The organism is Vibrio algivorus (assembly GCF_030161215.1).
Taxonomy (GTDB): Bacteria; Pseudomonadota; Gammaproteobacteria; order Enterobacterales; family Vibrionaceae; genus Vibrio; species Vibrio algivorus.
Genome location: NZ_BSPV01000006.1, coordinates 478467 through 491268 on the forward strand (window position 1 = coordinate 478467; position 12802 = coordinate 491268).

Annotated in this window: 27 protein-coding genes; all 27 read right to left on the minus strand. The window is 44.5% G+C overall.

The window, feature by feature from the left end; genetic code table 11:
• Nucleotide 1: 1 nt before the first annotated feature.
• A complete protein-coding gene (gene rpsD / locus QQJ93_RS11245; RefSeq protein ID WP_027697909.1) occupies nucleotides 2-622 on the minus strand; it encodes a 30S ribosomal protein S4 in 621 nt (206 codons plus the stop codon).
• A 29-nt stretch (nucleotides 623-651) separates the two neighbouring features.
• Complete coding sequence (gene rpsK / locus QQJ93_RS11250; protein ID WP_027697910.1) at nucleotides 652-1041, minus strand: 30S ribosomal protein S11; 390 nt, start codon at nucleotides 1039-1041, stop codon at nucleotides 652-654.
• 21 nt (nucleotides 1042-1062) lie between these two features.
• Nucleotides 1063-1419: a 30S ribosomal protein S13 gene (gene rpsM / locus QQJ93_RS11255; protein WP_027697911.1), complete on the minus strand. Its 357-nt coding sequence runs from the start codon at nucleotides 1417-1419 to the stop codon at nucleotides 1063-1065.
• A 147-nt stretch (nucleotides 1420-1566) separates the two neighbouring features.
• Entirely contained in the window at nucleotides 1567-1680 is a 114-nt protein-coding gene (gene rpmJ, locus QQJ93_RS11260) for a 50S ribosomal protein L36 (RefSeq protein ID WP_000868186.1), read from the minus strand.
• A gap of 41 nt (nucleotides 1681-1721) precedes the next feature.
• Complete coding sequence (gene secY / locus QQJ93_RS11265; protein ID WP_089122138.1) at nucleotides 1722-3056, minus strand: preprotein translocase subunit SecY; 1335 nt, start codon at nucleotides 3054-3056, stop codon at nucleotides 1722-1724.
• Between the two features lie 20 nt (nucleotides 3057-3076).
• The gene (rplO, locus tag QQJ93_RS11270; RefSeq protein ID WP_027697913.1) at nucleotides 3077-3511 is read right to left on the minus strand and encodes a 50S ribosomal protein L15; all 435 of its coding nucleotides are present in this window, start codon (nucleotides 3509-3511) and stop codon (nucleotides 3077-3079) included.
• A gap of 5 nt (nucleotides 3512-3516) precedes the next feature.
• On the minus strand, nucleotides 3517-3693 hold the full coding sequence (gene rpmD, locus QQJ93_RS11275; RefSeq protein ID WP_089122137.1) for a 50S ribosomal protein L30: 177 nt from the start codon (nucleotides 3691-3693) through the stop codon (nucleotides 3517-3519).
• A 6-nt stretch (nucleotides 3694-3699) separates the two neighbouring features.
• Nucleotides 3700-4200, minus strand: a complete 501-nt coding sequence (gene rpsE, locus QQJ93_RS11280; RefSeq protein ID WP_017026378.1) for a 30S ribosomal protein S5 — start codon at nucleotides 4198-4200, stop codon at nucleotides 3700-3702.
• A gap of 14 nt (nucleotides 4201-4214) precedes the next feature.
• Nucleotides 4215-4568: a 50S ribosomal protein L18 gene (gene rplR, locus QQJ93_RS11285; protein ID WP_027697916.1), complete on the minus strand. Its 354-nt coding sequence runs from the start codon at nucleotides 4566-4568 to the stop codon at nucleotides 4215-4217.
• Between the two features lie 9 nt (nucleotides 4569-4577).
• On the minus strand, nucleotides 4578-5111 hold the full coding sequence (rplF, locus tag QQJ93_RS11290) for a 50S ribosomal protein L6 (RefSeq protein ID WP_089122136.1): 534 nt from the start codon (nucleotides 5109-5111) through the stop codon (nucleotides 4578-4580).
• Nucleotides 5112-5121: 10 nt separating this feature from the next.
• A complete protein-coding gene (gene rpsH / locus QQJ93_RS11295; protein ID WP_089122135.1) occupies nucleotides 5122-5514 on the minus strand; it encodes a 30S ribosomal protein S8 in 393 nt (130 codons plus the stop codon).
• A 29-nt stretch (nucleotides 5515-5543) separates the two neighbouring features.
• A complete protein-coding gene (rpsN, locus tag QQJ93_RS11300; protein ID WP_027697919.1) occupies nucleotides 5544-5849 on the minus strand; it encodes a 30S ribosomal protein S14 in 306 nt (101 codons plus the stop codon).
• Nucleotides 5850-5866: 17 nt separating this feature from the next.
• Nucleotides 5867-6406 (minus strand): 50S ribosomal protein L5, encoded by a 540-nt coding sequence (rplE, locus tag QQJ93_RS11305; RefSeq protein ID WP_027697920.1) that lies wholly within the window; start codon nucleotides 6404-6406, stop codon nucleotides 5867-5869.
• Between the two features lie 14 nt (nucleotides 6407-6420).
• Nucleotides 6421-6735, minus strand: a complete 315-nt coding sequence (gene rplX / locus QQJ93_RS11310; protein ID WP_027697921.1) for a 50S ribosomal protein L24 — start codon at nucleotides 6733-6735, stop codon at nucleotides 6421-6423.
• 14 nt (nucleotides 6736-6749) lie between these two features.
• Nucleotides 6750-7121, minus strand: a complete 372-nt coding sequence (rplN, locus tag QQJ93_RS11315; protein WP_017026385.1) for a 50S ribosomal protein L14 — start codon at nucleotides 7119-7121, stop codon at nucleotides 6750-6752.
• Nucleotides 7122-7286: 165 nt separating this feature from the next.
• Nucleotides 7287-7541, minus strand: coding sequence for a 30S ribosomal protein S17 (gene rpsQ / locus QQJ93_RS11320; protein WP_027697922.1), 255 nt, complete (start codon nucleotides 7539-7541; stop codon nucleotides 7287-7289).
• On the minus strand, nucleotides 7541-7732 hold the full coding sequence (gene rpmC / locus QQJ93_RS11325; RefSeq protein WP_017026387.1) for a 50S ribosomal protein L29: 192 nt from the start codon (nucleotides 7730-7732) through the stop codon (nucleotides 7541-7543). Before rpmC ends, rpsQ begins: the two co-directional genes overlap by 1 nt.
• On the minus strand, nucleotides 7732-8142 hold the full coding sequence (gene rplP, locus QQJ93_RS11330) for a 50S ribosomal protein L16 (protein WP_027697923.1): 411 nt from the start codon (nucleotides 8140-8142) through the stop codon (nucleotides 7732-7734). Before rplP ends, rpmC begins: the two co-directional genes overlap by 1 nt.
• A gap of 11 nt (nucleotides 8143-8153) precedes the next feature.
• Entirely contained in the window at nucleotides 8154-8855 is a 702-nt protein-coding gene (gene rpsC / locus QQJ93_RS11335; protein ID WP_017026389.1) for a 30S ribosomal protein S3, read from the minus strand.
• 20 nt (nucleotides 8856-8875) lie between these two features.
• On the minus strand, nucleotides 8876-9208 hold the full coding sequence (gene rplV, locus QQJ93_RS11340) for a 50S ribosomal protein L22 (protein WP_027697924.1): 333 nt from the start codon (nucleotides 9206-9208) through the stop codon (nucleotides 8876-8878).
• 10 nt (nucleotides 9209-9218) lie between these two features.
• Nucleotides 9219-9497 carry a 30S ribosomal protein S19 gene (gene rpsS / locus QQJ93_RS11345; protein ID WP_004398469.1) on the minus strand — a complete coding sequence of 93 codons (279 nt, stop codon included), beginning with the start codon at nucleotides 9495-9497 and terminating at the stop codon, nucleotides 9219-9221.
• A 19-nt stretch (nucleotides 9498-9516) separates the two neighbouring features.
• Nucleotides 9517-10341: a 50S ribosomal protein L2 gene (rplB, locus tag QQJ93_RS11350; RefSeq protein WP_089122134.1), complete on the minus strand. Its 825-nt coding sequence runs from the start codon at nucleotides 10339-10341 to the stop codon at nucleotides 9517-9519.
• A gap of 15 nt (nucleotides 10342-10356) precedes the next feature.
• Nucleotides 10357-10659, minus strand: coding sequence for a 50S ribosomal protein L23 (gene rplW, locus QQJ93_RS11355; RefSeq protein ID WP_027697925.1), 303 nt, complete (start codon nucleotides 10657-10659; stop codon nucleotides 10357-10359).
• On the minus strand, nucleotides 10656-11258 hold the full coding sequence (gene rplD / locus QQJ93_RS11360; RefSeq protein WP_027697926.1) for a 50S ribosomal protein L4: 603 nt from the start codon (nucleotides 11256-11258) through the stop codon (nucleotides 10656-10658). Before rplD ends, rplW begins: the two co-directional genes overlap by 4 nt.
• 16 nt (nucleotides 11259-11274) lie before the next feature.
• Complete coding sequence (gene rplC / locus QQJ93_RS11365) at nucleotides 11275-11904, minus strand: 50S ribosomal protein L3 (protein ID WP_089122133.1); 630 nt, start codon at nucleotides 11902-11904, stop codon at nucleotides 11275-11277.
• Between the two features lie 13 nt (nucleotides 11905-11917).
• Entirely contained in the window at nucleotides 11918-12229 is a 312-nt protein-coding gene (gene rpsJ / locus QQJ93_RS11370) for a 30S ribosomal protein S10 (RefSeq protein ID WP_017026395.1), read from the minus strand.
• A 447-nt stretch (nucleotides 12230-12676) separates the two neighbouring features.
• Nucleotides 12677-12802 (minus strand): EF-Tu C-terminal domain-related protein (locus QQJ93_RS11375; protein WP_488803634.1); only part of this gene is annotated, 126 nt, incomplete at its 5' end.

The window sequence follows — 12802 nt, forward strand, 5'->3', positions numbered from 1 at the left end:
CTTACTTAGAGTAAAGTTCGACGATCAAGTGTTCGTTGATGTCAGCAGATAGATCAGAACGCTCTGGGATACGTTTGAAAGTACCTTCCATCTTGCTAGCATCTACTTCAATCCAAGTTGGTTTTTCGCGTTGTTCAGCAACTTCTAGAGCAGCTTTAATACGTGATTGCTGTTTAGCTTTTTCACGAATAGAAACAACGTCGTTAGCCGTAACTTTGAATGAAGGAACGTTAACTACTTTGCCGTTTACTAGGATAGCTTTGTGGCTAACTAGCTGACGTGATTCAGCGCGAGTAGCACCGAAACCCATGCGGTATACGACATTATCTAAACGACCTTCAAGAAGTTGAAGCAGGTTTTCACCTGTGTTGCCTTTAAGGCGTGCAGCTTCTTTGTAGTAGTTGCGGAATTGTTTTTCTAGAACGCCGTACATACGACGAACTTTTTGCTTCTCACGAAGCTGAACGCCAAACTCAGATAGACGACCGCGACGAGCGCCGTGTACACCTGGTGCGTTATCAATTTTACACTTGGTATCGATCGCGCGGACACCTGACTTAAGGAATAAGTCAGTACCTTCACGACGACTAAGCTTCAGCTTAGGGCCCAAATATCTTGCCATGATCTTTCTCCAATATTCCTAGAAACGAATTAAACGCGACGTTTCTTAGGTGGACGACAACCGTTATGAGGGATCGGAGTTGCATCAACGATGTTAGTGATGCGGTAACCCAATGCGTTTAAAGCACGGATAGTAGACTCACGACCAGGACCAGGGCCCTTAACCATAACTTCCAAGTTCTTTAGGCCATATTCTTTGGCCATTTCACCTGCGCGTTCAGCAGCAACCTGTGCAGCAAACGGCGTAGATTTACGAGAACCACGGAAACCTGAACCACCTGCAGTAGCCCATGAAAGAGCATTACCTTGACGGTCAGTGATGGTCACGATTGTGTTGTTAAAAGAAGCATGGATGTGCGCTACGCCATCTGCTACTTGCTTGCGAACGCGTTTACGCGTGCGTGTTGGTTGTTTTGCCATTGTACTCTCTACCTTATCCGATTATTTTTTGATCGGCTTGCGCGGACCCTTACGAGTGCGTGCGTTGGTTTTAGTACGCTGTCCACGTAGTGGTAGACTGCGACGATGACGAAGACCGCGGTAACAGCCAAGGTCCATAAGACGCTTGATGTTCATCGATACTTCACGACGTAGATCACCTTCTACAGTGTATTTAGCTACACCATCACGCAGTTGATCAATCTGCTCTTCAGTTAGTTCACTGATCTTAACATCTTCAGCAATACTCAACTCAGCTAGGATAGCTTGAGAACGAGTTTTACCGATGCCGTAGATCGCAGTTAATGCGATAACAGCGTGTTTATGATCAGGAATGTTAATGCCTGCTATACGGGCCACTATTCACTCCTAGTACTTATATAAAGAATTATCCGCTGCAAAGCCCGTCGAGGATACGCAGCGGCATACTACTTCTTTTGCACGCAAAAGGTAGGCCGAGGAATATACTCGGCCTGCCCTCATATTTCAAGTAAAAATTTCTGCTAATTAGCCTTGGCGTTGTTTATGCTTTGGCTCACTGCAAATTACACGCACAACACCGTTGCGCTTGATAACTTTACAGTTACGGCAGATTTTTTTAACGGAAGCACGAACTTTCATTGCTAAACTCCGTAATGAAATCTGAACTATACCTACTGTTATTAGCGGTTATAGCTTTTCAGATTCGCTTTTTTCAACACAGAATCATACTGTTGAGACATCAGATGAGTCTGTACCTGTGCCATAAAGTCCATGATGACTACCACTACGATAAGCAGTGAAGTACCACCGAAATAGAACTTAACGTTCCATGCGGACATCATAAACTGTGGGACTAGACAAATAAAGGTAATATATAAAGCACCAACTAGTGTTAAACGAGTCATTACTTTATCTATGTATCTTGCTGTCTGCTCACCTGGGCGGATGCCGGGTACGAATGCACCGGACTTCTTCAAATTATCTGCTGTCTCACGAGGGTTAAACACCATCGCTGTATAAAAGAAACAGAAGAAAATAATTGCTGTCGCATAAAGTATTATATACAAAGGTTGGCCTGGACTCAGTGCCAAAGACACGTCAGTTAACCAACCAAATGTTTTACTCTCACCGTTCTGGCCAAGCCATTGAGCTAGAGTACCTGGGAACAGGATAATACTTGAAGCAAAGATAGCAGGGATAACACCCGCCATATTTATCTTCAATGGTAAATGCGTACTTTGTGCTGCAAACACTTTACGTCCTTGTTGACGCTTCGCATAGTTAACGACAATACGACGTTGACCACGTTCCATGAAAACAACGAAATAAATAACAGCGAACGCAACCACAGCGATTAACAATAGAAGAAGCACGTTCAATTCACCTTGACGCGCTTGCTCAATTGTATGTCCGATTGCAGCTGGCAACCCAGCAACAATACCTGTGAAAATAATCAACGAGATACCGTTACCAATTCCACGCTCAGTAATTTGTTCACCTAACCACATTAAGAACATGGTGCCGGTTACTAAACTGATGGTAGCAATGATTGTGAACATGGTTTGATCGATAACGACCAGATTTTGGACCATATTCGGCAGACCAGTTGCAATACCAATTGCTTGGAAAGTTGCTAGTACAAGCGTGCCATAGCGTGTGTATCGGCTTATCTTACGACGGCCTGCTTCACCCTCTTTCTTGAGTTCCGCTAACGCTGGATGAACTACAGTTAGCAATTGGACAACAATCGAGGCCGAAATATACGGCATGATGCCCAATGCTAATATAGATGCACGCGAAAGAGCACCACCAGAGAACATGTTAAACATTTCAATGATGGTACCTTTTTGCTGTTCGAACAAATCGGCAAGTACAGCCGCATCAATACCAGGAATCGGCACAAAAGAGCCAGCTCGGAATACCAAAAGCGCGAGGATTACGAATAATAAACGCGATTTTAATTCACCAGTACCCTGTTTAGCAGTACTGAAATCTTGTCCTGGTTTTTTAGCCATCTGTACCTATCCTTCGAAGATTAAGCTTCGATTTTACCGCCAGCAGCTTCGATAGCAGCTACAGCACCTTTAGTCACACGTAGACCTTTAACAGTTACCGGCTTGCTGATTTCACCAGAAAGAACAACTTTAACAAATTCGATGTTCTTAGTGATTACGTTAGCAGCTTTCAAGCTGTCAAGATCGATAACGTCAGCCGTTACTTTCGCTAGCTCAGCTAGACGAACTTCAGCAGTCACTAGGCTCTTACGAGAAGTGAAACCGAATTTTGGTAGACGTTGTTTCAAAGGCATTTGACCACCTTCAAAACCTGGACGAACAGAGCCGCCAGAACGTGATTTTTGACCTTTGTGACCGCGGCCACCAGTTTTACCTAGTCCAGAACCGATACCACGACCTAAACGCTTCTTAGAAGGTTTAGAACCCGCAGCCGGTGATAGAGTATTCAAACGCATTCTGATTACTCCCCAACTTTAACCATGTAGTGAACTTTGTTGATCATGCCGCGCACGCACGGAGTGTCTTCAAGTTCTACAGTGTGGTTGATTTTACGAAGGCCTAGTCCACGCAAAGTAGCTTTGTGCTTTGGTAGGCGACCAATTGAGCTTTTAGTTTGAGTTACTTTAATAGTTGCCATGTGTTCTTACTCCGAAATAGATTCAACAGTTAGACCACGTTTAGCAGCAACCATTTCTGGTGACTTCATGCCGCTCAAACCATCGATCGTTGCACGAACGATGTTGATAGGGTTCGTAGAACCGTACGCTTTCGCAAGTACGTTATGAACACCTACAACTTCAAGTACTGCACGCATTGCACCACCGGCAATGATACCTGTACCTTCAGAAGCTGGTTGCATGTAAACTTTAGAGCCTGTGTGGCGACCTTTCACCGAGTGGTGAAGAGTGCCTTCGTTAAGTGCGATAGTAACCATGTTACGACGCGCTTTTTCCATTGCTTTTTGAATCGCAGCTGGTACTTCACGAGCTTTGCCGTAACCGAAACCAACGCGACCATTACCGTCACCAACTACAGTTAGTGCAGTAAAGCTAAAGATTCGACCACCTTTAACCGTTTTAGAAACACGGTTAACAGCGATTAGCTTTTCATTCAAATCTGAAGCTTGTTGTTCTTGTTTAGCCATCTTCCAACCCTACCTTAGAATTTCAGACCAGCTTCACGTGCAGAATCTGCAAGTGCCGCCACTCGACCGTGGTATTGGAAACCAGAACGATCGAAAGCCACATCTGAGATGCCTTTTTCGATAGCGCGCTCAGCAATAGCTTTACCTACAGCTTTAGCAGCGTCAACGTTACCAGTATTCTTAACTTGCTCACGGATCGCCTTTTCTACAGTAGAAGCAGAAGCGATAACCACAGAGCCGTTTGGTGCGATAACCTGAGCGTACACATGACGCGGAGTACGGTGTACTACTAGGCGGTTTGCACCTAGCTCAGCAATCTTACGACGTGCACGTGTAGCACGACGGATGCGAGATGCTTTCTTATCCATAGTGTTACCTTACTTCTTCTTAGCTTCTTTAGTACGCACATTTTCATCTGCGTAACGAACACCTTTGCCTTTATAAGGCTCAGGCTCACGGTAAGAACGAATGTCAGCAGCAACTTGACCGACTAATTGCTTATCACAAGCAGTTAATACGATTTCAGTTTGGCTTGGACATTCAGCTTTAACACCTGAAGGCAATTCATGCTCTACAGGATGAGAGAAGCCTAGAGTTAGAGCTACAGAGTTGCCTTTAATAGCAGCACGGTAACCTACACCCTTAAGAACTAGCTTCTTCGTAAAGCCTTCAGTAACACCAACAACCATGTTGTTTACTAGTGCACGCGCAGTACCTGCTTGAGCCCAAGCATTAACTACACCTTCACGTGGACCGAAAGTCAGGTTGTTTTCTTCCTGAGCGATCACTACTGCATTGTGTAAAACGCGAGTTAACTCACCTTTAGCACCTTTAACAGTAACTTCTTGACCATTCAGTTTCACCTCTACGCCAGCTGGAATAGCGACAGGTGCTTTAGCAACACGAGACATATTCTACTCCTTAAGCTACGTAACAGATGATTTCACCGCCAAGACCTGCTTTACGAGCAGCACGGTCAGACATCAGACCCTTGGAAGTGGAAACAACAGCAACACCCAAACCACCCATCACTGATGGTAACTCGTCTTTTTTCTTGTAGACGCGTAGACCAGGACGTGAAACACGTTGGATTTGCTCGATTACTGGTTTTGCTTGGAAGTACTTAAGAGTAACTTCTAGCTCTGGTTTTACTTCGCCTTCAACAGCGAAGTCAGCGATGTAGCCTTCAGCTTTTAGTAAAGTAGCAATTGCAACTTTAAGCTTTGAAGAAGGCATTTTCACAGCAACTTTGTTTGCTGCCTGACCGTTACGAATGCGGGTCAGCATATCCGAAATCGGATCTTGCATGCTCATATGATTTACTCCAAATGATTAAGTGGCAATTACCAGCTAGCCTTACGAAGTCCAGGAATCTCGCCTTTCATGCAAGCTTCACGAACTTTGATACGGCTTAGACCGAATTTACGTAGGTAACCGTGTGGACGACCAGTTTGGTTGCAACGGTTGCGCTGACGCGATGCACTTGAATCACGTGGAAGAGCTTGCAGTTTAAGAACTGCGTTCCAACGATCTTCTTCAGATGCGTTAACATCACTGATGGTTGCTTTAAGCGCAGCACGCTTTTCAGCGTATTGTGCTACAAGCTTTGCACGTTTAGTTTCACGTGCTTTCATTGATTGTTTAGCCATAACAGTAACCCTTCACCTTATTTGCGGAATGGGAAGTTAAAGGCAGCCAGCAGAGCTCGGCCTTCCTCATCAGTGTTTGCAGACGTCGTGATAGTAATATCAAGACCGCGTACACGATCGACTTTATCGTAGTCGATTTCCGGGAAGATGATTTGCTCGCGAACGCCCATGCTGTAGTTACCGCGTCCGTCAAAAGACTTAGCGCTAACACCACGGAAATCACGTACTCGTGGAAGAGCGATAGAAATCAAACGCTCAAAGAAATCCCACATACGCTCGCCACGCAAGGTTACTTTACAACCAATTGGGTAGCCTTCACGAATTTTGAAACCAGCAACAGATTTGCGTGCTTTAGTAATAAGTGGCTTTTGACCAGAAATGGTCGCCATATCACTTGCAGCATTCTCAAGTAGTTTCTTATCGTTGATTGCTTCACCAACGCCCATATTTAGGGTGATTTTCTCAATCCTAGGGACTTGCATGACGCTTGTGTAGCTGAACTCTTTGGTCAGTTCAGCGACTACAGACGACTTGTAGTAATCATGCAGTTTCGCCATAGTAGAACTCCAAATTACTTAATTAATTCACCGTTTGATTTGAAGAAGCGCACTTTTTTGCCTTCTTCCAAACGGAAACCGATACGATCCGCTTTACCAGTAGATGCGTTAAAGATTGCAACGTTAGAAGCATCAATAGCTGCTTCTTGTTCAACGATGCCACCTTGTTGACCTAGAGCCGGTTGAGGCTTTTGGTGTTTTTTAACAAGGTTGATACCTTCAACGAAAACTTTACCAGTTTCGAGAACCTTAGTTACTTTACCGCGCTTGCCTTTATCTTTACCAGCAAGAACGATTACTTCGTCATTACGACGGATTTTAGCTGCCATTTTATTGCCGCTCCTTACAGAACTTCAGGTGCTAGTGACACAATTTTCATGAATTTCGCATTACGAAGCTCACGAGTCACAGGACCAAAGATACGTGTACCGACTGGTTGCTCAGTATTGTCATTCAACAATACACAAGCATTACGGTCGAAGCGAATGACAGAACCGTCTGGACGACGAACGCCTTTACGGGTGCGCACCACTACCGCTTTCAGAACATCACCTTTTTTTACTTTACCGCGAGGAATTGCTTCCTTAACAGTAACTTTGATGATATCTCCGATATGTGCATAACGGCGGTGAGAGCCACCCAGAACCTTAATACACATTACTCTGCGAGCGCCGGAGTTATCCGCTGCGTCCAGTGTACTTTGCATTTGGATCATGTTAGTGCTCCGCTAAATATTAAAACTAGACCCATCTCGGGTCGGGCTGCCTCTTTATAAGGGCTGCGAATTGTACCACCGTTTCCAGAAGAAAGGTAGTCAAAAAATAAACGGCCCCAAAAAAAACTTTGGGGCCGCTTTAAAAGCCTAAAAAATAAGGAAAAATTAAATTTTCGATTTTTCTAGAACTTTAACCAATGTCCAAGATTTGGTCTTAGACAGTGGACGACACTCACGAATCTCAACTTTGTCGCCTAGGCCACATTCGTTGTTTTCATCGTGTGCATGTACTTTTGTCGTACGTTTGATGAACTTCCCATAGATTGGGTGTTTAACAAAACGTTCGATAGCAACAACAATAGACTTGTCCATTTTGTCACTAATTACACGACCTTGAGTCGTACGAGTTGTTTCGCTCATTATGCGCCTGCCTTACTAGTCAAAACAGTCTTAACACGTGCGATATCACGGCGTACAGCTTTCAGAGTATGAGTTTGCTGTAGCTGACCAGTTGCAGCTTGCATGCGCAAGTTGAACTGTTCGCGTAGCAAATTCAATAACTCAGCGTTAAGCTCTTCAACGCTTTTTTCGCGTAGGTCTTGTGCTTTCATCACATCACCTGCTTAGTTACAAAAGTTGTTTTTATAGGCAGTTTACGTGCCGCTAGGCGGAACGCTTCACGTGCCAACTCTTCAGGTACACCACCCATCTCGTACATCACTTTACCAGGCTGGATTTGGGCAACCCAATATTCAACGTTACCCTTACCTTTACCTTGACGAACTTCAAGAGGTTTTTCAGTGATAGGTTTGTCTGGAAAAATACGAATCCAGATTTGACCTTGACGCTTAACGTGACGCGTCATTGCACGACGAGCCGCTTCGATCTGACGAGCAGTAATGCGACCACGGCCAACAGCTTTAAGGCCGAATTCGCCGAAGCTTACATCAGTACCTTTCGCTAGACCACGGTTACGACCAGTCATAACCTTACGGAATTTAGTACGTTTAGGTTGTAGCATCAGTCGACTCCTTACTTACGGCTTTGACGTGGCTTCTTCTTAGGCTTGTCAGCCTTTGGCTCTACCGCATTAGCGTCTGGCATACCACCAAGGATTTCACCCTTGAAGATCCAAACTTTAACGCCGATCACACCATATTGAGTGTGAGCCGAAGAAGTTGCGTAATCAATATCAGCACGTAGGGTATGTAGTGGCACACGGCCTTCACGGTACCATTCAGTACGCGCGATTTCAGCGCCGCCTAAACGACCGCTTACTTCTACTTTGATACCCTTAGCACCTAGACGCATTGCGTTTTGTACTGCGCGCTTCATAGCACGACGGAACATAACACGACGCTCTAGCTGAGACGAGATGCTATCAGCCACTAATTGACCGTCTAGCTCAGGCTTACGTACTTCTGCAATGTTAATTTGCGCTGGTACACCTGCAATTTTAGCTACAGCTGCGCGTAGCTTCTCAACGTCTTCGCCTTTCTTACCGATAACAACACCTGGACGAGCAGTGTGAATAGTCACACGGATGCTCTTCGCAGGACGCTCGATAACGATGCGAGATAAAGACGCTTTAGACAGTTCTTTCGTTAAGAACTGACGTACCTTGAAGTCGCCGTCTAGGTTGTCAGCGAATTCGTTGGTATTAGCAAACCATGTAGCATTCCAAGGCTTAACGATGCCAAGACGAATACCATTTGGATGTACTTTCTGACCCATTTGCTTACTCTCCTAGTCTCTTAGCGATCTGCTACAACAACAGTGATGTGGCTTGAACGCTTCAAGATACGATCCGCACGGCCTTTAGCACGAGGCATAATACGCTTCATGATAGGGCCCTCATCTACGAAGATTTTAGCGACTGATAGATCGTCGATATCTGCACCTTCGTTGTGTTCCGCATTTGCAATCGCAGAATCAAGTACTTTCTTAATTAACTCAGCAGCTTTTTTGTTGCTGAAAGTTAAAATTTCAAGAGCTTGGTCTACTGATTTACCACGGATTTGGTCTGCAACTAAGCGAGCTTTCTGAGGAGAAATGCGAGCAAAGTTATGTTTAGCAATAGCTTCCATTATTTACTCCTTACTTCTTCTTAGCTTTCTTATCTGCAGCATGGCCGCGATAGGTACGAGTTGGTGCAAATTCGCCCAGTTTGTGACCGATCATTTCATCAGTTACGAATACTGGAACGTGTTGACGACCATTATGGACAGCGATGGTCAAACCAATCATTGATGGAATGATCATTGAGCGACGGGACCAAGTCTTAATAGGCTTTTTGTCTCCGCTTTCCACCGCTTTCTCTACCTTCTTCAGCAAGTGTAGGTCAATAAAAGGACCTTTCTTGAGAGAACGTGGCATGGCGATTCCTCTTTATAGATTATTTGTTACGACGACGTACAATGTACTTGTCAGTGCGTTTGTTCTTACGAGTCTTGAAGCCCTTAGTAGGCATACCCCAAGGAGAAACTGGGTGACGACCACCAGAAGTACGGCCTTCACCACCACCGTGTGGGTGGTCTACTGGGTTCATTACCACACCGCGAACGGTTGGACGAACACCGCGCCAGCGGTTAGCACCAGCTTTACCTAGTTCACGAAGCATGTGCTCAGAATTACCTACTTCACCGATAGTTGCACGGCCTTCAGATAATACTTTACGCATCTCACCAGAACGTAAGCGTAGAGTTACATATGAACCGTCGCGAGCGACAAGTTGAGCATATGCGCCAGCTGAACGAGCTAGCTGTGCACCTTTACCAGGCTTAAGTTCAATACAGTGAATTGTAGAACCTACTGGGATGTTACGCATCGGCAGGGTGTTACCTGCTTTGATAGGCGCATCAACACCAGATTGAACTGCATCACCAGCTTGAATGCCTTTAGGGGCAATGATGTAACGACGTTCACCGTCTGCATACAATACTAAAGCAATGTTTGCACTACGGTTTGGATCGTATTCAAGACGCTCAACTTTCGCTGGGATACCGTCTTTAGTACGTTTAAAGTCAATTACACGGTAGTGATGTTTGTGACCACCACCAATGTGACGTACTGTGATACGACCGTTATTGTTACGACCACCATTTTTAGAGTTTTTCTCTAAAAGCGGTGCGTAAGGCTTACCTTTATGTAGGTCAGCATTAACTACTTTAACAACGTGGCGACGACCAGGGGAAGTCGGCTTACACTTAACAATAGCCATTTTTAACTACTCCTGTTACTCAGCACCGCCAACGAAGTCAAGGTCTTGACCTTCTTTCAAAGTAACGTAAGCTTTTTTCACGTCTGAACGACGGCCTTCACGCATACCTTGACGTTTGGTCTTACCCTTTTGTACTAGGGTATTTACAGACTTAACTTCAACTTCAAATAGCTTCTCTACAGCTGCTTTGATCTCTTTTTTCGTTGCATTAGTAGCAACTTTAAAAACGATAGTGTTTGCTTTTTCAGCAGCCATTGTCGCTTTTTCAGAGATGTGCGGAGCACGTAGAACTTTTAGTAGACGCTCTTCACTGATCATGCCAGCATCTCCTCAACTTGCTTAACTGCGTCAGCAGTCATTAGAACCTTGTCAAATGCGATTAGACTTACTGGATCAATACCAGCTACATCACGTGCATCAACTTTGTATAGGTTACGAGCAGCTAAGAATAGATTCTCGTCTACTTCGCTAGTTACGATTAATACATCGTTTAGCTCAAGATCTTTAAGCTTAGCAACTAGGTCTTTAGTTTTTGGCGCTTCAACTGAGAAGTTATCAACAACGATTAAACGCTCTTGACGAACTAATTCAGAAAGAATGCTTTTCATAGCACCACGGTACATTTTTTTGTTTACTTTTTGGCTGTGATTTTGTGGTTTCGCAGCAAAAGTAACACCACCTGTACGCCAGATTGGGCTACGGATTGTACCAGCACGCGCACGGCCAGTACCTTTTTGACGCCATGGTTTAGCGCCGCCACCAGATACTTCAGAACGAGTCTTTTGAGCACGAGTACCTTGACGAGCACCTGCTGCATACGCAACAACTACTTGGTGTACAAGAGCTTCGTTAAACTCACGTCCGAAAGTAGTCTCGGAAACAGTTAGTGCATCAGCACCTTTAACCATCAATTCCATTACTTACTCCTAGACGTTATGCTTTAACAGCTGGTTTTACGATTACGTTGCCACCGATAGCACCAGGTACTGCACCTTTAATAAGAAGCAGATTGCGTTCAGCGTCAACACGTACGATCTCTAGGTTTTGAGTCGTTACACGCTCAGCACCCATGTGACCAGCCATTTTTTTGCCTTTAAACACGCGACCTGGAGTTTGACATTGGCCAATTGAACCCGGAGCACGGTGAGACAAAGAGTTACCGTGAGTCATATCTTGAGTACGGAAGTTCCAACGCTTAACAGCGCCTTGGAAACCCTTACCTTTAGATGTACCAGTAACGTCTACTTTTTTGATTTCATTGAAAAGTTCTACGTTTAGCTCAGCGCCAACTTCAAACTCTTCACCGTTTTCTAAACGGAATTCCCAAAGACCGCGGCCTGCTTCAACACCTGCTTTCGCAAAGTGACCAGCTTCAGGCTTAGTTACACGGTTAGCTTTCTTAGCACCTGCAGTTACTTGGATTGCAGAGTAACCATCATTTTCAAGTGTACGTACTTGAGAAACACGGTTAGCTTCAACCTCAACAACTGTTACAGGGATAGAAACGCCTTCTTCGGTAAATACGCGGGTCATACCCACTTTACGACCGACTAGACCAATCATTATTTCTTCTCCCTTAACCTAGGCTGATTTGAACATCAACGCCAGCAGCAAGATCTAAACGCATCAAAGCATCAACAGTTTTATCTGTTGGTTCTACGATGTCGATTAAACGCTTGTGAGTACGAATTTCGTACTGGTCACGTGCGTCTTTGTTGACGTGAGGAGAAACAAGAACAGTGAAACGCTCTTTACGAGTAGGTAGTGGAATAGGACCACGAACCTGTGCGCCGGTGCGCTTTGCTGTTTCAACGATTTCCGCAGTAGACTGATCGATTAGACGATAATCGAAAGCCTTTAGGCGGATACGAATACGTTGGTTCTGCATGAGACAGAGCTCCAATTAATTAATTACACAAACAATATCGCCACTCAACTGCGTAAATTCGCAGGAATGCCGATTGATTTATGTGAAACCGTAGTGCCCTTATTGGGTACATTGTCAGTTAATTTCATCAGAAACTATTTAACTATTTTCTAGATAATTAGATAACTAATTTTATTAACTGCGAACATAAGCTGAGTATACATTATGGGCTAGTCACCGAATAATTCCTTAAGAATTAAGAGTGCTAACTCGAATCCTCGCTGCTCATTGGTTCACAACTGGCTAAACCAGAGCCGTGCATTATACAGATCACAAAATGGGATGCAAGTGGTGTTCGAAAATTAATCGCAAAAAGATGAGATACGAGATAATTTTATTGCTTCATTTCGATAGGCAACAAAAAGGGAAGCCGAAGCTTCCCCTTTTTATACAGACTTGAGTATGATATTAAGCGATGATTTTCGCTACAACACCAGCACCAACTGTACGGCCACCTTCACGGATAGCGAAACGTAGACCTTCATCCATCGCGATTGGTGCGATTAGAGTAACTGTCATTTGTACGTTATCACC